This is a genomic window from Micromonospora sp. HNM0581, assembly GCF_012726175.1.
GTDB lineage: Bacteria > Actinomycetota > Actinomycetes > Mycobacteriales > Micromonosporaceae > Micromonospora.
In genome coordinates this window covers 64329-89404 of sequence record NZ_JAASAD010000017.1, presented here as the reverse complement: position 1 = coordinate 89404, position 25076 = coordinate 64329, and the positions used below count along the sequence as shown (strand labels likewise).

The 25076-nt window shown below is 70.7% G+C and carries 23 protein-coding genes; 8 read left to right on the top strand and 15 right to left on the bottom strand.

Features of this window, described 5'->3' with window-relative positions:
- Window positions 1-3: 3 nt before the first annotated feature.
- Window positions 4-1839, bottom strand: a complete 1836-nt coding sequence (locus tag HCA58_RS19115) for a hypothetical protein (RefSeq protein ID WP_346776042.1) — start codon at window positions 1837-1839, stop codon at window positions 4-6.
- 82 nt (window positions 1840-1921) lie between these two features.
- Between HCA58_RS19115 and HCA58_RS19110 the strand changes: the two genes are divergently transcribed.
- From HCA58_RS19110 to HCA58_RS19100, 3 genes are all read left to right on the top strand, one after another.
- On the top strand, window positions 1922-3214 hold the full coding sequence (locus HCA58_RS19110) for a PQQ-binding-like beta-propeller repeat protein (RefSeq protein WP_169599195.1): 1293 nt from the start codon (window positions 1922-1924) through the stop codon (window positions 3212-3214).
- Between the two features lie 124 nt (window positions 3215-3338).
- A complete protein-coding gene (locus HCA58_RS19105) occupies window positions 3339-4007 on the top strand; it encodes a response regulator transcription factor (protein ID WP_169599194.1) in 669 nt (222 codons plus the stop codon).
- Window positions 4008-4027: 20 nt separating this feature from the next.
- Entirely contained in the window at window positions 4028-5179 is a 1152-nt protein-coding gene (locus tag HCA58_RS19100) for a HAMP domain-containing sensor histidine kinase (protein ID WP_169599214.1), read from the top strand.
- 129 nt (window positions 5180-5308) lie between these two features.
- Here the strand turns inward: HCA58_RS19100 and HCA58_RS19095 are convergent, their stop codons facing one another.
- Window positions 5309-6181, bottom strand: a complete 873-nt coding sequence (locus HCA58_RS19095; RefSeq protein WP_277351277.1) for an aldo/keto reductase family oxidoreductase — start codon at window positions 6179-6181, stop codon at window positions 5309-5311.
- 130 nt (window positions 6182-6311) lie between these two features.
- Between HCA58_RS19095 and HCA58_RS19090 the strand changes: the two genes are divergently transcribed.
- A complete protein-coding gene (locus HCA58_RS19090; protein ID WP_169599212.1) occupies window positions 6312-6737 on the top strand; it encodes a helix-turn-helix domain-containing protein in 426 nt (141 codons plus the stop codon).
- 138 nt (window positions 6738-6875) lie between these two features.
- Here HCA58_RS19090 and HCA58_RS19085 read toward each other — a convergent pair whose 3' ends face one another.
- The 5 genes from HCA58_RS19085 to HCA58_RS19065 form a co-directional block, all read right to left on the bottom strand.
- Window positions 6876-7706, bottom strand: a complete 831-nt coding sequence (locus HCA58_RS19085; RefSeq protein ID WP_205809067.1) for a hypothetical protein — start codon at window positions 7704-7706, stop codon at window positions 6876-6878.
- Window positions 7707-7840: 134 nt separating this feature from the next.
- Window positions 7841-9940, bottom strand: a complete 2100-nt coding sequence (locus HCA58_RS19080) for a 3-hydroxyacyl-CoA dehydrogenase NAD-binding domain-containing protein (RefSeq protein WP_169599193.1) — start codon at window positions 9938-9940, stop codon at window positions 7841-7843.
- Window positions 9937-11148, bottom strand: a complete 1212-nt coding sequence (locus HCA58_RS19075; RefSeq protein WP_169599192.1) for an acetyl-CoA C-acyltransferase — start codon at window positions 11146-11148, stop codon at window positions 9937-9939. The genes HCA58_RS19080 and HCA58_RS19075 overlap by 4 nt, the downstream gene beginning before the upstream one ends.
- Before the next feature lie 224 nt (window positions 11149-11372).
- Complete coding sequence (locus HCA58_RS19070) at window positions 11373-12713, bottom strand: ribonuclease D (RefSeq protein ID WP_169599191.1); 1341 nt, start codon at window positions 12711-12713, stop codon at window positions 11373-11375.
- Window positions 12714-12791: 78 nt separating this feature from the next.
- Complete coding sequence (locus HCA58_RS19065) at window positions 12792-13364, bottom strand: DUF3000 domain-containing protein (protein WP_169599190.1); 573 nt, start codon at window positions 13362-13364, stop codon at window positions 12792-12794.
- A 179-nt stretch (window positions 13365-13543) separates the two neighbouring features.
- Between HCA58_RS19065 and hemE the strand changes: the two genes are divergently transcribed.
- Genes hemE through hemQ form a run of 3 tightly spaced genes read left to right on the top strand, consistent with a single transcriptional unit; the run spans window position 13544 to window position 16748 of the window.
- Entirely contained in the window at window positions 13544-14641 is a 1098-nt protein-coding gene (gene hemE / locus HCA58_RS19060; RefSeq protein WP_169599189.1) for a uroporphyrinogen decarboxylase, read from the top strand.
- A 5-nt stretch (window positions 14642-14646) separates the two neighbouring features.
- Window positions 14647-16050, top strand: a complete 1404-nt coding sequence (gene hemG / locus HCA58_RS19055) for a protoporphyrinogen oxidase (RefSeq protein ID WP_169599188.1) — start codon at window positions 14647-14649, stop codon at window positions 16048-16050.
- Window positions 16047-16748, top strand: coding sequence for a hydrogen peroxide-dependent heme synthase (hemQ, locus tag HCA58_RS19050; protein WP_169599187.1), 702 nt, complete (start codon window positions 16047-16049; stop codon window positions 16746-16748). Before hemG ends, hemQ begins: the two co-directional genes overlap by 4 nt.
- Before the next feature lie 18 nt (window positions 16749-16766).
- Here the strand turns inward: hemQ and HCA58_RS19045 are convergent, their stop codons facing one another.
- A complete protein-coding gene (locus HCA58_RS19045; protein WP_169599186.1) occupies window positions 16767-17234 on the bottom strand; it encodes a GNAT family N-acetyltransferase in 468 nt (155 codons plus the stop codon).
- Between the two features lie 9 nt (window positions 17235-17243).
- A complete protein-coding gene (gene msrB, locus HCA58_RS19040; protein ID WP_169599185.1) occupies window positions 17244-17648 on the bottom strand; it encodes a peptide-methionine (R)-S-oxide reductase MsrB in 405 nt (134 codons plus the stop codon).
- A gap of 47 nt (window positions 17649-17695) precedes the next feature.
- Here msrB and ligD point away from each other — a divergent pair, with 47 nt between their 5' ends.
- A complete protein-coding gene (gene ligD / locus HCA58_RS19035; RefSeq protein WP_169599184.1) occupies window positions 17696-18721 on the top strand; it encodes a non-homologous end-joining DNA ligase in 1026 nt (341 codons plus the stop codon).
- An 80-nt stretch (window positions 18722-18801) separates the two neighbouring features.
- Here the strand turns inward: ligD and HCA58_RS19030 are convergent, their stop codons facing one another.
- The 6 genes from HCA58_RS19030 to HCA58_RS19005 all read right to left on the bottom strand — a co-directional run bounded on the left by HCA58_RS19030 (window position 18802) and on the right by HCA58_RS19005 (window position 25000).
- Window positions 18802-20364 carry an alpha/beta hydrolase gene (locus HCA58_RS19030; protein WP_169599211.1) on the bottom strand — a complete coding sequence of 521 codons (1563 nt, stop codon included), beginning with the start codon at window positions 20362-20364 and terminating at the stop codon, window positions 18802-18804.
- A 54-nt stretch (window positions 20365-20418) separates the two neighbouring features.
- The gene (locus HCA58_RS19025; RefSeq protein WP_169599183.1) at window positions 20419-21519 is read right to left on the bottom strand and encodes an ATP-dependent DNA ligase; all 1101 of its coding nucleotides are present in this window, start codon (window positions 21517-21519) and stop codon (window positions 20419-20421) included.
- Between the two features lie 91 nt (window positions 21520-21610).
- Entirely contained in the window at window positions 21611-22489 is an 879-nt protein-coding gene (locus HCA58_RS19020; RefSeq protein ID WP_169599210.1) for a DNA-3-methyladenine glycosylase 2 family protein, read from the bottom strand.
- A gap of 156 nt (window positions 22490-22645) precedes the next feature.
- Window positions 22646-23320: a hypothetical protein gene (locus HCA58_RS19015; RefSeq protein ID WP_169599182.1), complete on the bottom strand. Its 675-nt coding sequence runs from the start codon at window positions 23318-23320 to the stop codon at window positions 22646-22648.
- Window positions 23321-23534: 214 nt separating this feature from the next.
- Window positions 23535-24311 carry a zf-HC2 domain-containing protein gene (locus HCA58_RS19010; RefSeq protein WP_169599181.1) on the bottom strand — a complete coding sequence of 259 codons (777 nt, stop codon included), beginning with the start codon at window positions 24309-24311 and terminating at the stop codon, window positions 23535-23537.
- Window positions 24308-25000: a sigma-70 family RNA polymerase sigma factor gene (locus tag HCA58_RS19005; protein WP_169599180.1), complete on the bottom strand. Its 693-nt coding sequence runs from the start codon at window positions 24998-25000 to the stop codon at window positions 24308-24310. Before HCA58_RS19005 ends, HCA58_RS19010 begins: the two co-directional genes overlap by 4 nt.
- Window positions 25001-25076 lie beyond the last annotated feature (76 nt).

Below are 25076 nucleotides of genomic sequence, written 5' to 3'. Positions count from 1 at the left end.
CCGTCACACCCGGTCGCGGACGTCCCAGAGCCAGACGTCGTCGACGCGCTGCGGCTCGTCGAGCAGGGCGGTGAGCAGCTCGCGCAGCACCGGCTCGCGGGGATGCGCGCCGAGCACCACCACCGACGCCCGCCAGAAGCGCAGGTCCTCCACCGCCTGCCGACGGTTCTCCTCGGTCAGCGGGGGAACCTCACCGGCATCCATCGTCCGGTAGATGAGGGTGCTCGTGGGGCGGTTCGGCGCGCCGAAGACACCCTGGCCGTCGAGGTTCGGGCCGATGAAGTAGCCGGCCGGGATCGGGAACTCGTGTCCGGACAGCGCGCTCCACCGCAGGGTCGACAGGCCGTGCACGTTGCTGGGGATGGGCACCGGCACCAGCGTTCGGCCGTCCGGAACGTACGGTCGCCAGGAACCGGAGGTGATGAAGTTCGGCGGCGGGTCGACCGGTTCAGCGGGCAGCGGCCGGGGCAGCAGCGGCAGCACGGCGAGGGTGATCGCGGCGTACCCGACGAGGTGCTGCCAGCGCAGCCGGCGGTCGGTGGCCGGCGCCTCCGGGGTACGCGGAGCCGGCACCGGCCGCCGGTGGCTGCCCGCAACCGCGTCCCAGGCCAGTGCCAGCAGTACGCCGAGTGCGGCGGTGGTCACCAGGGTCAGCCGGGTCGGCATCATCATCTCGACCAGGGGCAGATCCTCGGGGATGTACGACCACGGGCCGGCGATGCCGGTCAGCTCGCCGTTGAACCGGATTTCCGGGCCGAGTGCGGCGACCGAGAAGACCACCACGAGCACGGCCAGGATCCGGGCCATGAACGAGCGGCGGACCAGCAGGATCAGAGCGACCAACGACAACAGCACCAGCGGCCAGCCGAACCAGGTGTTCTGTTCGGTCATACCGATGGTCGCCTCCACCGCCTCGTCACCGGCGATGGTGTCCCGGGGGAAGGTGACGAAGGCGGCGACGTCCTCCCCCCAACTGTGGAACACTCCGCCCTGCAGGCCCCGGTAGGACTGCGGACCGTTGAACTGGAACCAGATCGGGTACGCGGTCAACAGCAGTGCCACCGCGCCGCCGAAGCCCAGCCCGGCCGTGAACGTGCCCACCCGGGCCCGCGCCTGACGCGGACGCATCGCCGCGTACGCGATCACGATGACCAGGCAGGCCAACGCGGTGAGCAGCAGCATCTCCTCGTTGATGAAGATCTGGTACGCGACGAGCAACCCGAGCACCAGCCCGTTGCGCCGCCACCGGCCCGGCTCGGCCAGCCGGAACACCCGTACCACGATCAGCGGCAGCAGGAAGTTGGAGACGAAGTTCGGCTGACCGTTGGCGTGGTGCACGATGCCGGGGGCGAAGCCGAGGAATCCGCCGCCGACGAAGGCCGCCGCCCGGGACCGCACCAGGTGTCGTGACAGCATCCAGTAGGAGGTGCCGGCGGTGGCGGCCAACGCCCCGCCCAGGTAGAGCGCGTAGACCACCTGAGGACCGAGCAGCATGGTGAGTGGCGCCAACGGCAGGGTCACCCCGAGCAGCGAGGTGTTGGCCATCATGTTCACCCCGTCCGGGGCGTTCTGCCGGGCGGTGAAGAGCGGGTTCTCCAGGTGCTGCACCGAGTACGCACCGTGTGCGAAGAGCCACTCGAACCAGCTGTGGTCGGTGGGCAGATGGGACGAAACCCGACTGTTCACGTCCGCCCAGTAGTTCAGGCAGACGACGACGCCGAGCAGCACGTAGGCTCCGATGGCCAGCGCGTCGCCGCGCGTCGGCCCCCGCCGGGGACGTGTTGTCGTTGATCGCGTCTCGACGGTCTCGGAGACGGGGTTCAGCGAGGTATTCACCACCGGCACAGCCACGACGGGCCATCGTACAGGCGGAAACCCGCCCGCCCGACGCGCCTCCGGTGTGTGTCAGGGGAGGACCGGCGTGACGTTGATCGACCTCGGCGAGTTGACCGAGCTACCCGATCCGCCGCGGCGTCGACGTTCCCCGCTGGACCGCAGCCGGGCGGCGGTCGTCGTAATGGCGCTGGTCGCGCTGCTGATGCTGGCCGGTGGCACGCCACCACCCGGACGGATCCACGCGATCGTGCCCGCCCCACTGGGCAGTGACCTGTTCCTCGCCGGGAACCAGATTCTCACCGTCTCCCCGTCGCCGGAAAGCGTCGACGGCAGCCAGCAACTCCTCGCATACGACCGGCCGGATCACCCGACGGCCGTGCCGCAGCGGCTGGAACCACTGTGGCGGGTGCCCGTGCCGCAGGGTAACCGGGTCTACCGGGTGCAGTCGGTCGCCGACGACGGGCTGCTGGTCGCCATGGGCCGCCAGGACACCGGCACCAGCGAGACCGCGCTGCTCGACACGCGCACCGGGCAGGAGCGTTGGCGGGTGCCCGGCATCTCCGTGCTCGACACGCGGGATCGAGCGCTGCTGCGCACGTACCGCGACGAAGCCCTCAACACGCTGCGGGCGATCGACCTGGATGACGGGGCGGAGGTGTGGTCCATGCCGCTGGCGGCGGCCAGTGTCGACTACCGGCAGCGCGACGACGGCACCGTCGACTCCATCGTGGTGGCCACCGTCGACGGTCAGGTCCAGGTGATCGATCCGACAAGCGGCACGGTACGGCACCACCTGCCCACGTCCACCGACCGTCGGGGTAGCTACCAGCAGGCGTGGGTGAGCGGTGACCTCGTGACGGTGGTGCGCAACTCCCACACCGTCGTCGCGCTCACCGTCGACGGTCTGGTACCTCGCTGGCAGGTGACCGTGCCGACGGCGACGTACGTCACCGGCTGCGGGCCCCTGCTCTGCGCCGGGCTGGCCGGCGGCGGACTGCAGGTCCTCGATCCGGCGACCGGGGCGACGCGGTGGAGCACCGAGAACGTGCTCGACATCGTGCTCGTCGGTGCCGACAACGCCCTCGCCGTCGACCGGAACACCGACAGTTTCGTCAGCCTCGACCTCGACACCCGTGCCCTGCTGGCCGAGCACGGGTCATGGGAGATGGTCGGCCGCTACGAGTACGCTCCGCAGCTGCTCGTGGTACGCAGGATCGCCGAGACCGGTCTGGTGCTGGCCCGGCTCGACCCGACGGGGGCACCGGCGCGCCGTATCGACGTCTTGCCGGGTGCCGGTGGTGACTGCCAGAGCCGGTACGACCTCGTTGCCTGCCGCCGGACCGACGGTGGCTACGGCATCTGGCAGCTGCCCGGCTGACAGCCGCCGTCGCCGTGCCGATGGTCGCCGCTGGTTGTCCGGCGGAGGCCCGACGGGCTCCCGTCGGGCGACTTGGCCGGCGACGTTACGTTGTCGGTGGTCGGTGGGCGGCAAAGGGGCGGGCATGCGGGTACTGGTGGTCGAGGACGAGCGCAACCTCGCCGACGCGATCGCGCGGGGGTTGCGTAAACGGGGCATGGCGGTGGACGTCGCGTACGACGGCGACAGCGGCCACGAGATGGCCTTCGTGACCCGGTACGACGTGGTGGTGCTCGACCGCGATCTGCCCGGCCGGCACGGCGACCAGATCTGCGCGGAGTTGGCGGCGTCCGGCGAACTGACCCGGGTGCTGATGTTGACCGCCAGCGGCACCGTCGCCGACCGGGTCGAGGGGTTGCAGCTCGGCGCCGACGACTACCTGCCGAAGCCGTTCGCCTTCGACGAACTGGTCGCCCGGGTGCAGGCGCTGGGCCGACGGGCGACTCCGGCGGCCCCGCCGGTGCTGGAAACCGCCGACCTGGTGGTCGACCCGGCCCGTCGTACCGCCACCCGGGGCGGAGTGCCGGTGGAGCTGACCAACAAGGAATTCGGTGTGCTCTGCGAACTGCTCAAGGCCAGGGGCGCCGTGGTTTCCAGCGAGGAACTGCTGGAACGCGTCTGGGATGCCAACACCGACCCCTTCACCACCATCGTCCGGGTCACGGTGATGACGCTGCGTCGTAAGCTGGGTGATCCACCGCTGATCGAGACTGTGGTCGGAGCTGGCTACCGGACGGCCGAGGTGGCGCAGTGACGGGCACCGCGCGCCGCCGGTTGACCGCCCTGCGGCTACGTCCCACGCTGCGGCTGCGGCTGACCCTGCTCAACGGCGTGTTACTGGTCGGTGCCGGCGCGATCCTGGTGCTGCTGGCCTGGCTGCTGGTGCGGGACGCGTTGCGCCCCACCGACGAGCTGCTGCCCGGCACCACCGTGGTGCTCGCCGACGGGAGCACGCTGGAGGCCGCCGCATGGCAACAGCGGCTCGTCGACGCGGCCTCCGGGGAACTGCTGGCCAAGGGGTTGGCCGCGCTGCTGGCGATCGGCGTGGTCGGGGTGGTCGGGGCGTACGCCGTCGCCGGCCGTGCGCTACGCCCGCTGCACCAGGTCACCGCGACCGCACGCCGGCTCGGCGAGACCACCCTGGACCAGCGGATCGGCTACTCCGGGGCGAACGACGAGGTGGCCGAGCTGGCCGACACGTTCGACGCCATGCTGGACCGGATCGCCGCCGCGTTCGAGGCGCAGAAGCGGTTCGTGGCCAACGCCTCGCACGAGTTGCGGACACCGCTGGCCGTGATGCGTACCGAGATCGACGTGACGCTCAGCGACGACGAGGCGGACCCGGCCGAGTACCGCCGGATGGCGGTCGTGGTGCGCGACGCCTCCGAACGCGCCAACGGGCTGGTAGACGCGTTGCTGATACTGGCGCGCAGCGAGGCGCAGGCCGGTCAACGGCTCGGCCGGCGCAGCGAGTTCGACCTGGCAGCTGGCACCGTCAACGCGCTCTCTGCCGTACGCCGGGAGGTCGAGCGGATCAAACTGGCGGTCCAGACGTCGCTGGAACCGGCACCGGTGGTGGGTGACCCCGGGCTGCTGGACCGGCTGGCCGGCAACCTGATCGAGAATGCGGTCCGCTACAACCATCTGCACGGTCGGCTCTGGGTGCGTACCGGCTCCGACGGGCAGCGATCCTGGCTGGTCGTCGGCAACACCGGCTTCGAGGTGGACCCGGCCGACGTGCCGGGGTTGTTCGAGCCCTTCCGGCGGGGCGGCCGAGAACGGACCGGGGCGCGCGGATCAGGCCTCGGCCTGTCCATCGTGCGGGCGGTCTGTGACGCGCACTGCGGCACGGTGACCGTTGTCGCACAGCCCGGTGGCGGCCTGGAAGTGACGGTGAGCCTGCCGGCGGCCGACGCCGCCCACTGAGACACGGCGAGTACCGTCTACGCCGTGAGGCCACCGAAGCTGCCCCGTCGAGGTGCGTCGATGGTCCCGGTCGCCTCCGCGACCGGGACCATCGACGGCATCAGGCTGAGGATGGGACGTGTGGACGGATCAGCTGCCGATGCCGTCCAGGGTGGCGATGTCCTCGGCGGGCAACGTCAGCCCTGCGCCGGCGATGTTCTCGCGTAGGTGTGCCGTCTTGGACGTACCGGGAATCAGCAGGATGTTGGGGGAGCGCTGCAACAGCCAGGCGAGGGAGACCGGAACCGGTGCCGAGCCCAGTCGGGCGGCGACGGTCGAGAGCGCCTCGGACTGCACCGGCGAGAAGCCACCGAGCGGGAAGAACGGCACGTAGGCGATGCCGTCGCCGGCTAGCTGGACGACGAGGTCGTCGTCGTGCCGGTGGGCGAGGTTGTACATGTTCTGCACGCACACCACCGGTGCGATGGTCCTGGCCTCGGTGACCTGCTCGGCGGTGACGTTGCTGACGCCGAGGTGGCGGATCAGGCCCTGCTGCTGGAGTTCGGCGAGGGTCGCGAACGCCTCGGTGATCGAGCCGGGTCGGGTACCTTCGGCGTCGCCCATGCGCATGTTGACCAGATCGAGTGTCTCGACGCCCAGGGAGCGCAGGTTCTGGTGGACCTGCTCGCGCAGATCCTCGGGGCGGCGGGCCGTGGGCCAGCCGCCCCGGGCGTCGCGGTTCGCCCCCACCTTCGTGGCGATGAGCAGCGACTCGGGGTACGGGTGCAGTGCTTCGCGGATGAGTTCGTTCGTGACGGTTGGCCCGTAGGCGTCGCTGGTGTCGATGTGGGTGATGCCCCGGTCGACGGCTTCCCGCAGCACGGCCAGCGCGGCGTTGTGATCGGCGGGCGGCCCCATCACCCACGGCCCGGCGAGTTGCATCGCGCCGTACCCGAGTCGGGTGACGGGTCGATCGCCGAGCGTCCAGGTGCCGCCGGGCAGTGAAGGAGTAGTGGTGCTCATGGTGTCGCTCTCTTCGGTTGGAGACAGTGGCATCTTTCGTACGTCTGCCTCATTCTTGGAGAGCTACTTCCCGTCGGGAAGAAGCCACTTCAAGGTGCGTAACACTCTGGGAGGAGCCTCGGTGACAACGATGCGGGCGGTTCAACAGCAGGTGCACGCCAAGGAGGACTACGACGCCTTCCTCGCCGTGTGCCCCAGTCGTCAGCTGCTCGACCGGATCTCCAACAAGTGGGTCGTGCTGATCCTGTGCGCGTTGGGCGGTGCCTCCCCGCAAACCGGTGCGTCGGAAGGGCCGAGGACGATGCGTTACTCCGAGCTTTCTCGCCTGCTGGCCGGGGTCAGTCAGAAGATGCTGACCCAGACCCTGCGGTCACTGGAGCGGGACGGGCTGCTGACCCGTACGGTCACGCCGACTGTCCCGGTCACCGTCTCCTACCGGCTGACCGATCTCGGATTGTCGCTACACCACCTGACACGCGAGATCAGAAACTGGGCGCAGGCACACATGGGCGAAGTCCTCGCACACCGCGACGACTACGACGCGGTCGCATCCTGAATCGAGCGGCGCCCGTCGATGCAGCTAGCTGGCGGTTCGGCGACGACGAGGCAGCGCCGCCGGCATGGCCCGCCCGGTCCCGCCGCGCCGGTGGCGGTCGGGACCGGCTCGTGTCCGCCGACCTGTTGTCGGCTCGGGTCAGTCGCGCTGCTGGATCTGACCGCGGATGGTCAGAAACTCGGCCTGGGCGTCGGCACGGGACGAGAAGAACAGCACCACCAGCCCGACGCTGCCCCGGTCCGCCCAGGTGCAGACGCCGAGCGGGACGCCCTCCGTCTCGCCGTCGCCGCAGCGGGCCTCCCCGCCGAGGGGCCCGGCATCGACCAGGGTCATGTTCTTGAGCGCCATCCCCGCGGCGAGACCCTCGACCGCCGCGTCCAGTTCCTGCCCGGGATCGGTTATCAGGCCGGAGGCACCCGCGATCATGACGAGGTTCTCGCCGGTCGGGTCGCCGTAGAACGCGCCCACCGCGCTCGTCTCGTTGCTCACCGTGGACCGGATGTCGCTGACCATCCCATCGGCGGCCTGCTGCAACTCCGGGTCCGTGAGCTTCGGTCGACCGGCCAGGGTGTCCGGGGCGACCATCCGGGTTCGGGTGGCGTCGATGGCTTCACTGACGTCCTCCTTGACCGCGAACCAGATGGCGGTGCCGCCACCACCGCAGAGCACCAGCAGGACCGCGAGAACGATCAGCACGATCACCCCCACCTGGAGTTTCTTCTTCTGCTGTCCGGCCGGCCCTGGACCGGGGAAGCCAGGACCGGGGTGCCCTGGGCCGGCGGAGTACGGCTGGCCCGGCGGCGGGTAGCCGCCGGGTGGGGGTTGCTGCGGCGGTACCGGCTGGGTGCCGGCCGGCGGATACGGAACGGGAGCGGCCGGAGGGTGGGCGCCCGGGTTCGGGTACGTGCCAGGGGGTGGGTACGGACCGGCGGCCGGCGGGTTCTGGTGCGCGTCCGAAGGGTGGGACATGCTGTCAGCTCCTGGATTCGGGTGGGGTCGGTCATCGTAGCCAGCTGCTCCATCCGCACCGGTCGGCACCGAAAGCGAATCGCGGTGGCCACCCTCGTCGGGTGACCACCGCGATCCATGTCGTTCGTCGCCGCTCAGCCGTCCAGGCTGGCGGCGCCGCGCGGCAGGAACCGCCCACCGGTGACCCGCTCGCTGGTGCCGGTGCGGTCCAGGTACGGCGTCACACCGCCCAGGTGGAACGGCCAACCAGCACCGAGGATCATGCACAGGTCGATGTCCTGCGCCTCTGCGACGACACCCTCGTCAAGCATCAGCCGGATCTCCTGTGCCAGTGCGTCGAGCGCGTTCTGGCGTACCTGCTCCTCGGTGAGTGGCTGGTCGCCGACCACCAGCAGCTTCGCCACCTCGGCGTTGATCTCGTCGTCGACGACGATCGGCTGACCGGAGTCGGCGATCCGCTTCAGGTTCTCGCTGACGTCGAACCGGTCCGGGAACGCGGTCTGCAGGGTGCCGCCCACGTGGTACGCGACGGCCGGCCCGACCAACTGGAGCAGCGCGAGGGGACGCATCGGCAGACCCAGCGGGTCCAGTGCCCGGTTCGCCACCTCCAGCGGGGTGCCGGCGTCGACGGCGGCGAACACGGTGCCCAGGAAGCGGGTGAGTAGCCGGTTCACCACGAATGCCGGGGCGTCCTTCACCAGCACACTCGACTTCTTCAGCTGCTTGCCGACCGCGAACGCGGTGGCCAGGGTGGCGTCGTCGGTCTGCTCGCCCCGGACGATCTCCAGCAGGGGCAGCACCGCGACCGGGTTGAAGAAGTGGAAGCCGACCACCCGCTCCGGGTGCTCCAGCTCCGCGGCCATCGCCGTGATCGACAACGAGGAGGTGTTGGTGGCGAGCACCGCCTCCGGCTTGACGATCTTCTCCAGCTCGGCCCAGACCTGCTTCTTGACGTTCAGGTCCTCGAAGACCGCCTCGATGACGAAGTCACAGTCAGCGAACGACGTGAGCTGGCCGGGTGCCGACGCGGCGAAGGCTTCTGCGTTGGGCGAGCCGGACACCAGGCCGTACAGCTTCGCGGCCGTGCCCTTGTCCATCCGGCCCTTGCTGACCGCCTTCTCGATCTGGGCGTGCACGTAGGCCACGCCCTTGTCGACTCGGGCCTGGTCCAGGTCGGTCAGGACGACCGGCACCTGGAGTCGGCGGGCGAACAGCAGCGCCAGCTGGCTGGCCATCAGACCGGCACCGACGATGCCGACCTTCGTCACCGGGCGGGCCAGGCCCTTGTCCGGCGCGCCGGCCGGCCGCTTGGCCCGCCGCTGCACCAGGTCGAAGGCGTACAGGCCGCTGCGCAGCTCCTCGGAGAAGACCAGGTCGGCGAGGGCCTCGTCCTCCGCAGCGGTGCCGGTGGCGAAGTCCGCGTCCTTCGCCGTCTCCAGCAGGTCGAGCGCCTTGTACGCGGCTGGTACCGCGCCGTGCAACCGCTGGTCCAGGGTTTGCCGGGCGAAGTACAGCACGCCGGCCCACATGTCCTTGTCGACCTCGGGCCGGGTCACCTCGACCTGCCCCCGGACCACACCGGCGGCCCACTCCAGGGACCGCTCCAGGAAGTCCGCCGGCTCCAGCAGCACGTCCGCGATACCCAGTTCGGCTGCCTGCTTCGGCTTGAGCATCTTGTTCTGCATCAGCGGGTTCTGAATGATCACCTGGGTGGCGGCGGGAATGCCGATCAGGTTCGGCAGCAACTGGGTGCCGCCCCATCCCGGGATCAGTCCGAGGGAGACCTCCGGCAGCGCCAGGGCCGCCGCACCAGCGGACAGGGTCCGGTAGTGACAGTGCAGAGCCAGCTCCAGGCCACCACCCATCGCCGCGCCGTTGACGAACGCGAAGGTCGGTACGGGGCTGTCCTTCAGCCGGGCGAAGACCCGGTGACCCAGCCGGCCGATCTCCAGTGCCTGCTCGCGGTCGGCGAGCTGCGGCAGGCCGGTGATGTCCGCACCGACGCAGAAGATGTACGGCTTGCCGGTGACCGCGATGAACGCCGGGTCGGCCGCCAGAGCGGTGCTGATGGCCTCGTCGAGGCTGGTGAGGCCGCCGGGCCCGAAGGTGTTCGGTTTGGTGTGGTCGAATCCGTTGTCCAGGGTGATCAGGGCGGCCGGCCGGTCCAGCCCCGGCACGTTCACCTGCCGCAGCAGGGCTCTGGTGACCACCTCGTTCGGTGCGCTGAGGCTCACTTGTCTCCACCCTCCTTGGCGGACCCGGTCCAGTGCGGGTTCTCCCAGATGACGGTGCCGCCCATGCCGATGCCGATGCACATGGCGGTGATGCCGTAGCGGACCTCCGGGTGCTCGGCGAACTGCCGGGCGAGCTGGGTCATCAGCCGTACGCCAGAGGAGGCGAGCGGGTGACCGATGGCGATCGCACCGCCCCACGGGTTGACCCGAGGATCGTCGTCGGCGATGCCGAAGTGGTCCAGGAAGGCAAGCACCTGCACGGCGAACGCCTCGTTCAGCTCGAACAGGCCGATGTCGTCGATGGTGAGGCCGGCGATGCGCAGCGCCTTCTCGGTCGACGGGATCGGGCCGACCCCCATCACCTCCGGCTCGACGCCGACGAAGCCGTACGACACCAACCGCATCGCGACCGGCAGGCCCAGCTCGCGGGCGGTGGCCTCGTCGGCGAGCAGGCTGGCGGTGGCACCGTCGTTGAGGCCGGCCGCGTTACCGGCGGTGACCTTGCCGTGCGGGCGGAACGGGGTCTTCAGGGTGGCCAGCTTCTCCATCGAGGTGTCCCGGGGGGCCTCGTCGGCCGTGGCCAGTCCCCAGCCGTTCTCCTCGTCGCGGATCGCCACCGGCACCAGGTCGTCCTGGAGCTTGCCGTTGGCGTACGCCTTCGCGGTCTTCTGCTGCGAGGCGAGCGCGAACGCGTCGGTGCGCTGCTTGGTGATGTGCGGGACCCGGTCGTGCAGGTTCTCGGCGGTGGAGCCCATCACCAGCGCGGACGGGTCGACCAGCTTCTCGGCGATGATGCGCGGGTTCGGGTCGACGCCCTCACCCATCGGGTGGCGGCCCATGTGCTCGACGCCCCCGGCGATCGCGATGTCGTACGCCCCCATGGCGATACCGCCGGCGACGGTGGTCACGGCGGTCATGGCTCCGGCGCACATCCGGTCGATGGCGAAACCCGGGACGCTCTTCGGCAGGCCGGCGAGCAGCGCCGCGGTACGACCGATGGTCAGGCCCTGGTCGCCGATCTGGGTGGTGGCGGCGATCGCCACCTCCTCGACCCGTTCCGGGGGCAGCTGGGGGTTGCGGCGCAGCAGTTCGCGGATGCAGCGGATCACCAGGTCGTCGGCGCGGGTGTTGGCGTACATGCCACCCGCCTTGCCGAAGGGGGTGCGGACGCCGTCGACGAAGACGACATCCCGGACTTCACGGGGCACGATGAGCCTCCTATCCGACCACGATCCGGTCGGTGTGCCGGACGGCACACCGGACCGGACGAAGGTCGCCAGCACTGGCGTTTCCCCGATGCTACTCGCCAGTAATAATCGCCGTGTCACCTCCCCCTGTAACCCACCCCACATTGCCGCCGGCACCCCCGCGAGGCGGTGACGATCCGGAGAATTCGGTCGGCCCCCGTCGTGGCGCCGACCAGACCTCCTGGTCAGCGAGGCGGGGGTGCGCTCTCGGAGGAGGGAGACAAGGCGGTGGGAAGGTCGGGGAGGAGAAGAGCGATCTGCCATTCGCGGGCATGGTGTCCGCGCATCGCATCCGCGACAGAGGCCTCGGTGATCTCCTCCGGAGGCTCCCAGGCGACCCGACGGATGGTGTCTGGAGAGATCAGGTTCTCCGGGGGCAAATTGTGCTCGCCGGCCAGCCGCAACACCACCTCGCGGCAACGGGCCAGCCGGGCAGCGGCAGCCGGATCCCGCTCCGCCCATCGGTGCGGCGGGGGCGGACCCTCCACGGTCGGTGCCACCGGAAGAGCGTCGTCCGGCAACTGCCGCGCGTCGTCGAGCGCCGCCAACCAGGTACGCGCCAACCGCCGAACCGACCGACCACCGAAGCCCGGCAGCGTGAGCAGCGACTTCTCGTCCCTCGGGTCAAGTTCCGCCGCCGAGACGATCGCCGAGTCGGGCAGCACCCGACCCGGTGCCGAGTCACGCCGGGCGGCAATCTGATCCCGGGCGTACCACAGGGAACGCACCCGGGCCTGCGCCCGCGCACCACGGACCCGGTGTATCCCGGAGGTCCGCCGCCACGGTTCGGCGCGTACCCGGGGCGGTCGGGCACCGCTTCGCACGAGCGCGGCGAACTCCTCCGCAGCCCACCCCGACTTGCCCTGCCGGGTCAACTCCGCGTCGAGCGCGTCGCGCAGATCGGTCAACAACTCCACGTCCAGAGCGGCGTAGGTCAACCAGGACTCGGGCAGCGGCCGACTCGACCAGTCCGCCGCAGAGTGGTGCTTCTCCAGGCTGAACCCGAGCAACTGATCGGTCAGCGCGGCGAGACCCACCCGCTCGAAACCGGCGAGCCGCGCCGCCAACTCGGTGTCGAACAGCCGCCGGGGCCGCAGCCCCAACTCCGCGAGACAGGGCAGATCCTGATTCGCCGCGTGCAGCACCCACTCCGCCTCGGCGATCACGGCGTCCAGGGCGCTGAGGTCGGGCAACGGCAGGGGATCGATGAGCACGGTGCCGGCACCGGCGCGCCGCAGCTGGACGAGATACGCGCGTTGGCTGTACCGGTAGCCGGAGGCACGTTCGGCGTCCAGGGCCACCGGCCCGGCTCCGCCGGCGAAGCGGGCAACCACCTCGGCATACCGCCCTGGATCGGCGACCGGCTCGGGGGTGCCCTCGCGGGGCGCGGTCAGCGGCACGGACTGGCCTTCGGTGGGCTCGGTCCCCGCGTCCGAGGGCTCCGACCGCGCCGACGGCGGGTACTGCGTGTCGTTTCCCGTACGGCTTGCGGCGGCCCGACGGCGCAGGGGTGGTTCGTCGGTCACCTGACAACCCTAGTGCGCGAGTGGATCGAGTGCCGCCACCCGCCCCGCCGCGTGTCGACCGGTGCCGCCCGAGTGTACTCAGCCAGTGGCGGCGGGGCGGCGTTCCGGCAGAGCGGTCACGCCGGGCGGCGGCAGGCCGGCAGTGGAGGCGAGCAGCGTGCACCAGGCGGACAGGTGCGCGGCGAGGCCGACGCCGGTCGGTGTCCAGGAAGCGCGGATCTCCACGTCGCCGGCTGCCGGCGGGCCGGCCAGCTCCCCGAATCGGGTCGACATGGTCTGCGTTATCGTGCCGCCGATGGCCCGGTAACCGGCGTCCTGTGCGTCGAGGGCATCGGTCAACCACGTCCACCCCACCCCGGGCAACAGCGGATCGGCGGCCAGGTCGACCTCCATCTCGGCCGTCACGTAGGTGACCAGTCGCAGTGTTCCCTGCCACGCCTCGTGGCCTGCCGGATCGTGCAGCAGAATGAGCCGCCCGCTGGCGATCTCCTCACCGTCACGCAGCACCGACGCGGACAGCGCGAACGAGTACGGGGCCAGCCGTTGCGGGGCGCCCACCTCCTCCAGCTGGATCTCCGCCCGGGGCGTCGCCGACCGGAGACCCGCCACCGCGCGGGCGAACGTGTCCGGAAGCGCGATCGGGGGGGCCATGCCCGCAGCCTAAGCCGCCGCACGGATCAGGTCGCGCCGGCACGCCGACGATCGCCACCTCGATGATCCACGGATGCCGACGGCGTTGCTCGTCAGGAAGGGACCCGTCCTTTCGCGTCAGGTCACGATGATGGTGGTGGGCGCGAGGTGACGATCGGCGGCGTGGCACGATTGCCGCGATGACCACCGACACCACGGGCACCGCCGCCCGAGACGACGCACCCCGCCCGAGTGGACCCGCAGATTCGCCCTTCGTGCGGGCGTGCCGCCGCCGGTCGGTCCCGCACACCCCGGTCTGGTTCATGCGTCAGGCCGGGCGGTCGCTGCCGGAGTACCGCGAGATCCGGGCCAACGTGGCGATGCTGGAGTCGTGTCGCCGTCCCGACCTGGTCACCGAGATCACCCTTCAGCCGGTACGCCGGCACGGGGTGGACGCGGCGATCCTGTTCAGCGACATCGTGGTGCCGGTGGCCGCCGCCGGGGTCGATCTGGACATCGTGCCCGGCACCGGGCCGGTGGTCGCCGAACCGGTACGTACCGGCGCCGACGTCGAACGGATCCGGCTCATCGGCCGGGACGACGTCGACTACGTCGACGAGGCGGTCCGGCTGCTGGTCGAGGAACTCGGCGACACCCCACTGATCGGCTTCGCGGGGGCCCCGTTCACACTGGCCAGCTATCTGGTGGAGGGTGGCCCGTCGCGTACCCACGCCAAGACCAAGGCGCTGATGTACGGCGAGCCCGAGCTGTGGCACGCCCTCGCCGGCCGGCTGGCCGAGGTGACCCTGGCGTTCCTGCGCGTCCAGATCGACGCCGGGGTCTCGGCGGTGCAGCTGTTCGACTCGTGGGCCGGCGCGCTCTCCGAGGCCGACTACCGCCGGTTCGTGCTGCCCCACTCGGCTGCCGTGCTCACCGGGCTCGCCGACGCCGGGGTGCCGCGCATCCACTTCGGGGTGGGCACCGCCGAACTGCTCGGTGCGATGGGCGAGGCCGGGGCCGACGTGGTCGGCGTCGACTGGCGTACCCCGCTCGACGTCGCGACCCGCCGGATCGGGCCGGAGCGGGCCGTGCAGGGCAACCTCGACCCGACCCTGCTGCTGGCACCGTGGCCGGTGGTGGAGGGTGAGGTGCGCCGCGTCGTGGAGCAGGGGCGGGCCGCGCCCGGACACGTGTTCAACCTCGGACACGGTGTGCTGCCGGAAACCGATCCGGCGGTGCTGACCCGGGTGGTCGCCCTCGTGCACGAGCTGTCAGCTCGACCGGCCGACCAGGGCTGACCGTCGTGGCGACGCGGCGGCGGGTGGCGGTGGTCGGCGGCGGCATCGCCGGCTTGGCCGCCGCGGTCCGGTTGCGCGACCGCGCCGACGTCGACATCACGGTGTACGAGCAGTCCGGCGCGCTCGGCGGCAAGCTGCGCACCGGCGAGTTGGCCGGCGGGCCGGTCGAGTTCGGCGCCGAGTCGTTCCTGATGCGTGACCCGGCCGGTGGGGAGTCCGCCGCCGTGGCCCTGGTCCACCGGCTCGGCCTGGCGGGACGGATCGTGCACCCCACCGTCGGGCAGGCGGCGCTCGCCGTGGCCGGCGGACTGCGTCCGATCCCCGGTGGCACGCTCGTCGGCGTCCCCGGTGACCTGGCGAAGGTGACGACGGTGGCGCAGCCTACCCGCGACGGCGACCGCGACGGCGGTGGGCCGCTGCTCGACCCGGTCCGCGACGTCTCCGTGGGTGCCCTGGTACGGGCGAGGTTCGGTGACGAGGTGGTCGACCGTCTGGTCGACCCGATGCTCGGCGGGGTGTACGCAGGCCGCGCCGACGACCTGTCGCTCGTCACCACCATGCCGGCGCTGGCCCGGGCCACCCGGGTGGAGCACACGCTGCTCGACGCGGTACGCGCGGCGCAGGCCGCCGTGCCGCGAGCCCCCGGCGAGCCGGTCTTCGGCACTCTCGACGGGGGGCTGAGCACCCTCGTCGACGCGGCGGCGACGGCCAGCGGCGCGGCGGTGCGCCACCACGCGGCGGTACGCGAACTCACCCCGACGGCGGCCGGCTGGCGGCTGGTCGTCGGCCCTGCCCGCGACCCCGAGTACGTCGACGTCGACGCGGTGGTGCTGGCGGTGCCGGCTCGGCCGGCGGCGCGTCTGCTCGCCGACGTCGCTCCGTCGGCGGCGGAGGAGATCGGCGGGCTGGACTACGCCAGCGTCGCACTCGTCACCTTCGCCTTGCCTGAGCCGGCGCTGCCGGAACTTTCCGGTTTCCTGGTACCCGCAACGGAGGGACTGCTGGTGAAGGCGGCCACCTTCTCCACCACCAAGTGGGGGCACCTACGCCGGCCGGACGGGCTGGCTCTGGTACGCGCGTCGGTGGGCCGGTACGGCGACGAGGCGCAGCTTCACCGCACCGACGAGGATCTGGCGGCCACCGTGCACCGGGAGCTGTCGGCGGTGCTGGGAACGGCGCTGCCGGCGCCGATCGCCGGGCACGTGCAACGTTGGGGTGGGGCACTGCCGCAGTACACCCCCGGCCACCTCGACCGGGTTGCCGCCGCCCGGTCGGTGTTGCGGCGGGCGCATCCGACGCTGCGGCTGGCCGGTGCCGGCTACGACGGGGTCGGCATCCCGGTCTGCGTACGCTCCGGCGAGACGGCAGCCGACGAGATCATCACAGCACTGGAAGGATCGGGGAGATGACCGAGCAGAGCAACGCGGCCCGACTGAAGGAACTGAACTCCACGGTCCGCTACACCATGTGGTCGGTGTTCCGGGCCAGCGCGCCGCTGCCGTCGCTGCGCGACAACGTCACCGGTGAGGTCGAGTCGCTGTTCGAGGAACTGGCCGGCAAGGACGTGGTGGTACGCGGCACCTACGACGTCGCCGGGTTGCGCGCCGACGCGGACCTCATGATCTGGTGGCATTCCTCGTCCAGCGATGCCCTCCAGGACGCGTACCTGAGGTTGCGGCGGACCGCCCTCGGACGGGCGATGACCCCGGTCTGGTCCCAGATGGCATTGCACCGGCCGGCAGAGTTCAACAAGAGCCACATCCCGGCGTTCCTGGCCGGCGAGGAGGCCCGCGCCTACCTCTGCGTCTACCCGTTCGTCCGCTCGTACGACTGGTATCTGCTGCCCGATGCCGAGCGGCGGGAACTGTTGGCCGAGCACGGTCAGATGGCTCGCGGCTACCCGGACGTACGCGCCAACACGGTGGCCTCGTTCGCGCTCGGCGACTACGAGTGGCTGCTCGCCTTCGAAGCCGACGAACTGCACCGGATCGTCGATCTGATGCGTGACCTACGTGCCTCCCGCGCCCGGCTGCACGTACGCGAGGAGGTGCCTTTCTACACCGGTCGGCGGCGATCCGTCGCCGACCTCGTCTCCGCCCTCGCCTGAGGTGCCGGGCAAGGAGGGCTACCCCTCGATAGGGAAAGCGGTTTCCAGTATTGGTCGGTGCATCGGCGTGTGTGGGATGCCGTCCTCGACGTACGCCGGCCCGCTCACCGTGAAGCCGTGCCGGGTGTAGAACTCCACCAGATGTGACTGGGCGTCCAGCACACACCGGCGGTCACCGATCTCGCCCAGCGCCGCCGTCATCAGGCGTCCCGCGTACCCGGCGCTCCGGGCGGTCGGCGCCACCACCACCCGTCCGATCCGGGCCACCCCGTCGGGCTCGGCCAAAATCCGCAGGTACGCCACCGGGGCGCCGTCCTGGGCCAGCCACAGATGCCGGGTGCCGGCTTCGACGTCGCGCCCATCGAGTTCCGGGTACGGGCATTCCTGCTCGACGACGAACACGTCGACGCGTAGTCGGGCCAGGTCGTGGAAGGTGCGGGCGTCCAGTTCGGCGAACCCGGCGCGGTGCAGCTCTGGGTCAGGCATCCCGGCAGGCTAGCTCGGGTCCAGGCGGATGGAGAGCGAGTTCACGCAGTGCCGGGTGTCCTTCTCCGTGAACCCCTCACCACGGAACACGTGGCCGAGATGGCTGTCGCAACGGGCGCAACGAATCTCGGTGCGGCGCATACCGAGGGAGTTGTCCTCGATCTCCCTGATCGCGCCCGGGATGGCGTCGTCGAAGCTCGGCCAGCCGCAGTGCGAGTCGAACTTCGTGTCGCTCGGGTACAACTCGGTACCGCAGGCCCGGCACCGGTACGTACCGGGCGATTTGGTGTCGACGTACTCGCCGGTCCACGCAGGTTCGGTGCCGTGCTCACGTAGGACCCGGAACTCGGCGGGGCTGAGCCGGACCCGCCACTCGTCTTCGGTGCGGGGCAGTTCACTGTCGGGAAGACTCACGGGTCAACGGTACGCCGCAGGTCGTACCCCTCGCATATCGTCGCGCCATGGGTGGCACGAAGGCTGCGGCCGAGCAGATCGAGGTGGCGGGGCACACCGTACGGCTGTCCAGCCCCGATCGGGTGATCTTCCCTGAGCGGGGTTTCACCAAATCCGACGTGTTCCGCTACTACGTGAGCGTCGGCGAGGGAATCATGCGGGCGCTGGGCGGCCGGCCGACGACGTTGCAGCGTTTCCCTGACGGCGTCGAAGGAGAGATGTTCTTCCAGAAGCGGGTGCCGACCCGGGGCGTACCGCCCTGGGTGCAGACTGCCGAGATCAGCTTTCCCAGCGGGCGCAAGGCCGCGGAGCTGTGCCCGGCTGACCTGGCTCACGTGGCGTGGGCGGCGCAGATGGGCACCGTGGTGTTCCACCCCTGGCCGGTACGCTCCGCTGACGTCGACCGGCCCGACGAGTTGCGGGTCGATCTGGATCCACAGCCCGGCACCGACTTCACCCACGCCGCGACGGCCGCCACCGAGCTGCGGCAGATCCTCGACGAGCTGGGCGTACCGGGCTGGCCGAAGACCTCCGGCGGTCGGGGGGTGCACGTCTACCTGCGCATCCAGCCACGCTGGACGTTCGTCGAGGTGCGCCGGGCCACCATCGCGCTCGCCCGGGAACTGGCCCGCCGCCGGCCCGACCTGGTAACCACCGCCTGGTGGAAGGAGGAACGCGGCGAGCGGGTCTTCGTGGACTACAACCAGATGGCGCGGGACCGCACCATCGCCTGCGCGTACTCGCTGCGCGCCAATGCGCGGGCGACGGTCTCCACCCCGGTCACCTGGGACGAACTGGCCGACGCCGACCCGGACGACTTCGACCTGCGTACCGTGCCGGAGCGGCTGTCCCAGCGCGGCGACCCGCACGCCGACATCGACGAGTCCGGGTGGGACATCACCCCGCTGCTGGACTGGGCCGCCCGGGACGCCGCCGCAGGCGAGGGTGACCTGCCGTACCCGCCGGACCACCCAAAGATGCCCGGCGAACCGAAGCGGGTCCAGCCGTCCAAGGACCGCGACCGTCCCCGCTGACCCACCCCTGCCGTGCTCTCGTCCCGGCCGCCCGGCGTCGAGGGCCGGGCGGCGGCCTCTCGATCTGGTCCGGGGGCCGGCTAGCGCGCCGGGCAGCGCTCACCCTCGGCAGGGACGGTCAGGTCGATCAGGTACGCGTCGACGGCCTCGGTGATGCAGGTGGTCTGCGGGTACGCGGTGTGGCCCTCGCCCTCCCAGGTGAGTACCCTGCCCACGCCGAGCATCTCGGCCAGGGCCGGAGTCTGCTCGTACGGGGTGGCAGGATCGCCCGTGGTGCCGACGACCAGGATCGGTGGGGCACCCTCGGCGCGCCCGGTCGGGTAGGGGTCACTACCGCCGGGCCATTCGGTGCAGGAGACCAGACCACTGGCGAGCGGTGCACCGAAGAGCGGGTACTGCGTGCGCCACTGGGCCTGGAGCTCACGGATGCGATCCAGGCCGGGACGTTGTTCCTCGTCGGCGCAGTTGATGGCCAGGTTGGCGTCGAAGAGGTTGCTGTAGGTGCCGTCGGAGTCGCGGTCGGTGTAGTTGTCTGCCAGCCGGAACACGTCTGTCGGATTGCCCTCGTCCAGCCGGTCGATGGCCTGGGCCAGCTGCTCCCAGCCGGGTTCCGAGTACAACGAGGAGACGATCGCGTAGAAGATCCAGCCGGGGCTGGCCTCGCGTCCGTCGGAGGAACGGACAGGGGAAACCTCGGCCTTGTCGATCGCGGAGGTGACCGCCGCCCGGGCGTCAGGGGCGATCGGACAACGCGCCGCATTCGCCGCGCACCACCTGGTGAAGTTGTCGAAGGCGCGCTCGAAACCCCTGGCCTGGCTCTCCGAACCTTCGATCAGCCCTAGTCGGGGGTCGACCGCGCCGTCGAGCACCAACGCCCGCACCCGCTGCGGGAACAGTTGGGCGTACGTCGCGCCCAGCAGGGTGCCGTAGGAGTAGCCGAGGTAGGTCAACTTCTCGTCGCCCACGGCAGCCCGGATCGCGTCCATGTCACGGGCTGCCTGTTCGGTGCCGTACAGGGGCAGCTGGTCGCCGTACCTCGCGCCGCAGCCCTGGCCGATGCGCTGGTTGAGCGCGACGAAATCGTCGAAGGCCTGTTGACTCTCCGGGTCGGGGTCGAAGCCGAAGACGGCGTCGAGGTCGGCGTCCGGGATGCACTCGACCGGGCTGGACCGGGCCACGCCGCGCGGGTCGAAGCCGACGATGTCGAAGCGTTCGAGGATGGCCTCGGGCAGACCGCCGTACTGCTCGCCGAAGGACAGATACACGGCGGTGTCGACGCCCGAACCGCCGGGGCCGCCCGGGTTGACCAGCAGGGAGCCGATCCGGTCGCGCTGGTTGGCGGAGCGGGCCCGCAGCAGGGCGATCTCGAAGGTCTCCGCGGCACCGGGACCGGTCGTGGCGGCGCTGCCGCCGGCCCAGTCCCGGGGCACCTCGATTCGGGTGCACTCGTAGCGGATGTCCGGAGCACGCCGGCCGACGACCTCGTCGGCGACCTCCGGGCAGGCACGCCAGGTCGGCGCTGTCCCCGGTGCCGCGGCTTCACCGTCGCCGTCGGTGCGAGGGGCGAACGCCGGCAGGGTGCAGCCGGCGGTGACCACCACGGCGGCGGCCAGGCAGGCCACGGTGAGCCGGGAAAAGTGGATCCGGTGCGGCGTACGGGTCACGAACGAGCCTCCGTGATCAGGTCGGCGGCCAAGCTACGCGGGCCCGGGCGGAACCGCCGGGTCACCCCGCAGCACCTGGTCCACGTCGAACCGGACCGGCCGGTCGAGTTGATCGTATCGGCAGGAGCGCGGGTCACGGTCGGGTCGCCAACGAACGAAACGCGCCGTGTGCCGGAACCGGTCGCCTTCCATCGCGTCGTACGCCACCTCGACCACCAGTTGTGGGCGCAGCGGCTCCCACTCCAGATTCTTCGTGCCGGTCCACCGGCTGACCCCGCCCGGGATGCGCTGCCCGCGTTCGTGGTCGCCGTGCACCCACGGGTGCTCGGGCCCGGCATCACGGTAGGGGGCCAGATCTTCCAGTAACTCGGCGCGGCGGGCCATGGTGAACGAAGCGCTCACCCCGACATGGTGCAGCACTCCGGCGTCGTCGTGCAGGCCGAGCAGCAGCGAGCCCACCACCGGACCGGACTTGTGCCACCGGAACCCGGCCACCACCACGTCGGCGGTGCGGGCATGCTTGACTTTTGCCATGAGCCGCTTACCCGGCTCGTACGGCAGGTCGGCGGGCTTGGCGATCAGCCCGTCCAGGCCGGCGCCCTCGAAGACGTCGAACCAGCGGTGCGCGACCTCGGCGTCGGTGGTGATCTGGGTGACGTGCACCGGGGGACGAACTCCGGCCAGGGCCTGCTCCAGCCGGGCGCGGCGGGTCGGGTAAGGCTCGGCGAGCAGGCTCTCCTCGCCGAGCGCGAGCAGGTCGAAGGCGACGAAGTCGGCGGGAGTCGTCTCGGCGAGCAGCTTCACCCGGGAAGCTGCCGGGTGGATACGCTGGGCGAGCAGCTCGAAGTCGAGCCGGGGCTGCCCGTCCGGGCCGTCACGGCGGATCACGATCAGCTCGCCGTCGACTGCGCAGCGCGCCGGCAGCTGCCGGCGGGCCTGCTCCACCACCTCGGGGAAGTATCGGGTCATCGTCTTGCCGCCCCGGCTGGCCAGCTCCACCTCGTCGCCGTCGCGGAAGACGATGCAGCGGAAACCGTCCCACTTGGGCTCGTAGGTCATCCCCGGGCCGGTGGGGATCGAACTGACACTGCGGGCGAGCATCGGCTCCACCGGCGGGTTGATCGGCAGGTCCACGGCGCTCAGTCAACCAGACGGCACCGACAGTCGTGAGCCGGATCACCCTCGCTCCGTGGTCGGCGAGTCAAGAATGCCTGAGGTCGGCGAGTCAGTAGTGGGCGAAGGAACGGATCGGGGCCCGGGGGCCGAACTTCGGAGCCTGCACGGCGGCGGCCTCCAGCAGCCGGCAGACCCGGCCTCGGTGACCCCGGAAAGGCTCCAGCAGCTCCAGCATCCGGGCGTCGTCGCCGCGCGGCTCGCCGGCCAGTGCCCAGGCGACTGTGTTGGGCACGTGGTAGTCGCCGACGCTCACCGCGTCCGCGTCGCCGTAGGCGACGCGGACCACCTCGGCGGCGGTCCACGGCCCGACCCCCGGCACCGACCGCAACAGCCGGACGGCCTCCGCCGAATCGGCGCATCGTTGCAGGCGGTCGGCAACCCGCGCGGCCCGCGTCAACGTCTCGGCCCGGCGCTGTTCCACCCCGAACGGGTGGAACACCCAGTACGGCGCCGTGGCGAGTGCCGCCGGGTCGGGTGGTAGCAGCAGCCGCAGCGGACCCGGTGCCGCCTCGCCGAAGTGGCGTACCGTCGCCGCGTACCCCCGGTAGGCCTCCTTACCGGTCACCTTCTGCTCCAGCACCGCGCGCAGTACACGAGGAAAAATCAGTCCGGTGGCGGGCATCCGCAGCCCTGCCTGTTGGGCGGCCAGCCGCGCCACCACGGGATGACTGGCGGCGAGCTCCGCGAAGCCGGTGAGGTCGTCGCGGAGCCCGGCCACCGAGTCGGCGTACGCGACCACCCAACCGGCACCTGGGCCGTGCCCCTCAGCGACCAGATCGCCGCTGTCGGGCCGTAGCGCCAGGGTCGCCGGTCCGTCAGGTGTGCGTGCCGCCCACCAGAGGACGCCCCCGACGATGCGCGCACACGGGTCGTACGAGCTGAAGATGAGCGGGCGCACCGAAGCCGCGAAGCGGTAGCCGGGCGGCATCCGCAGCTTTCGGGTCGCGGTCGGTGCCCATGGAATCACCGCCTCACTGTGTCACCTGGCGGTCCGGGGCCGAGGCGTACCCCCGCAGCCGGTCGAGAACGCCGGTGGCCGGCCGCGCCATCGCTGGCTGCGGCCGGCCACCGGCGCGCTGGTGAATCAGTAGTCCGAGTCGCTCGAATCGCTCTTCGACGGCGGGGCGACCGCCTTCGGGGTGCCCTTGGGCAGGCACTCCAGGTTCTTGCTGCCGTCCGGGTTCACCACGAACCAGGTGCCGCCGACGCCCTGGCCCTTCCACTGGCCTGCTTCCTTGTCACCGATGTAGGTGTAGAGTGGCCAGCCGTCGAGAGTGATCTGGCGGGTGCCGTCCTCACGGGTGATGGTGCCGACGGCGTCGTCGGAGACGCCCGTGAGTTCGGGCGCGCCATCGGTCAAGGCCGGCGGCCACACCTCGGCGCACTCGCCGTCGCAGTTGGACGACGGCGGGTCGTTGGTGTCGCGGTCGAAGCGGTACAGGATGTATCCGTCCTGGTTGACCACGGCGCTACCCATCCGGGCGAACTTCTTGCCGGTCAGGCTGTCGGTCAGCTCGACGCCGTCGGGCAGGGGAGCGTCGATCTCGGCCTCCGCGCCCGGGGACGCCGAGGCGCCAGGCTCGGCACTGGCCTCGGGGTCGGCGCTGATCTCGGGATCGACGGCCACGGTGGGGTCGGCCGCGGCGACGGCGACCGGCTCGGCCGCGCCCGCGTCCGCCCCGTTGTAGCCTGCGGGAGCGCAGGCCGTAAGTGCGAACATGGCGCCCACGGCGATGACGGTCCGCTTCATCTGTGCCACGTGCCCTCCTCAAACTTGACAAGTTCACCGGGGAATACGGGATGCACGCTGTCAAGGTTGAACTTGAAAGGGTGGTCAAGTTCATAACGACCTGTTGAACCGTCTGGTCCTTCTGTCCGTGTGAGTCCGTATCCCCAGGTGAAGGCACCTGTCGGCGGGAGTCCGACAATGACGAAGGCCCGCCTCGACCGAGGCGGGCCTTCATCGACGCAGATCATGCTGTCGGTATCGTCACCAGCGTGTTCTGAGCACCGCGTGAGTCGATCTCCTGCACCTCGAAGTGCTTGATGCCGTCCAGTTTCGTCGACGTGACGGCCGACAGGGTGAGCAGCTGCGGGTTGCTGACGGTGCCGTACCCTCCGTCCGGTACCGACCAGGTGGAGACGACCTCGGTGGCGCCATCCTCGCGCAGCACCACCAGGCGGCAGGTACGCGGCCCCGGCAACCTGCTCAAGCTGAAGTCCATCCTCGTGCCGAAGTCCTTCGAGATGAGGAAGAACGTCGCCCGCACACCCGTCGTCGGATCGGTGACGTTGACCTGGTCGCCCTCCTGCTCGTTGCCGCCCGTACCCGGGTCGCCCGGGTCCGCGGGGCGGTTGCTCGGTGTGTTCGACCCAGTCGTGGGCGGTGCGGCGCTCGGCGGTGCCGTACTGGTGTCGTTGAGGTTGCTGAACACGACGCCGGTCAGCCCACCGAAGACCACCACGGCCGCCGCGGTCGCGAGGACCTGCCGGAAGCGGGCCCGGCGGCGGTGTGTCCGCAGTGCCACGAGCGTCCGGTCCAACAGGACCGGTTCCGTGTAGGTCTGCTCCAATGTCGTGATCGACTCTTCGTCGATGTCGGAGAGCAGCCCGACCACCGGCACCATCGTCTCCAACTCGGCGGCACAGGCCCAACAGGTTGCGAGGTGTTCCTCGAACCGCTCCATGTCCTGTTCGTCGAGTACGCCGAGCGCATACGCGGCGACGTCCATGTGATCAACCCGGCTCATTCCGTCACCCCCCTCTCCTGCAGAGCTGTGCGCAACGCGCGCAGCGCGTAGTAGACCCGCGACTTCGCGGTGCCCAGCGGTAGACCGAGTTCCTCGGCCGCCTCCGGCACCGTCCGGCCCCGGAAGTACGTCGCCACCAGGATCTCCCGGTGCGACTGACTCAACGTTCGGAGTGCGTCCGCCACCGTCATCGACCGCAGTACCCGGTCGGTGCTGTCGGCCTCGGCGAAAGCGGTCAGGTCCCGGTCGTACGTCTCGGCCGGGCGGGCCTGCTCACTGCGATGCTCGTCGATGGCGATCCGGCGCGCCACCGTCACCAGCCACGGCCGTAGCGACCCCTGTCCCTGCGTGCCCAGCCGGTGCGCGTTGCGCCAGGCCCGCAGCAGCGTCTCCTGGACGATGTCCTCGGCCCGTTGTCGGTCTCCGCCGGTCAACCGCATCACGAACATCAGCAGCGGCCCGGCGTGTTCCGCGTAGAGCGTGCGGACCAACTGGTCGGAGTGGGCGGCTTCGGTGGTGGAAGCCTGGTGGCGGCCAGGGGTGGGTCGCGGCGTCACCGGGCTATTCTGGCGATCCGACGCAGGAGAGTCGAGTCCACGGGTGGACGTGGTGGGCCGCGACTGGGACCGGGCGGACATCCAGTCCACCCGCACCCGGTCGCCCGGCCAACTGACCGCCAGTGCGTGCATGCAGACCTCCGACGTCCATGGACAGAAAGCCGTCCCCCCCCAACGGGCATGGCTGCTGACTGGTACGGAGGGCAGG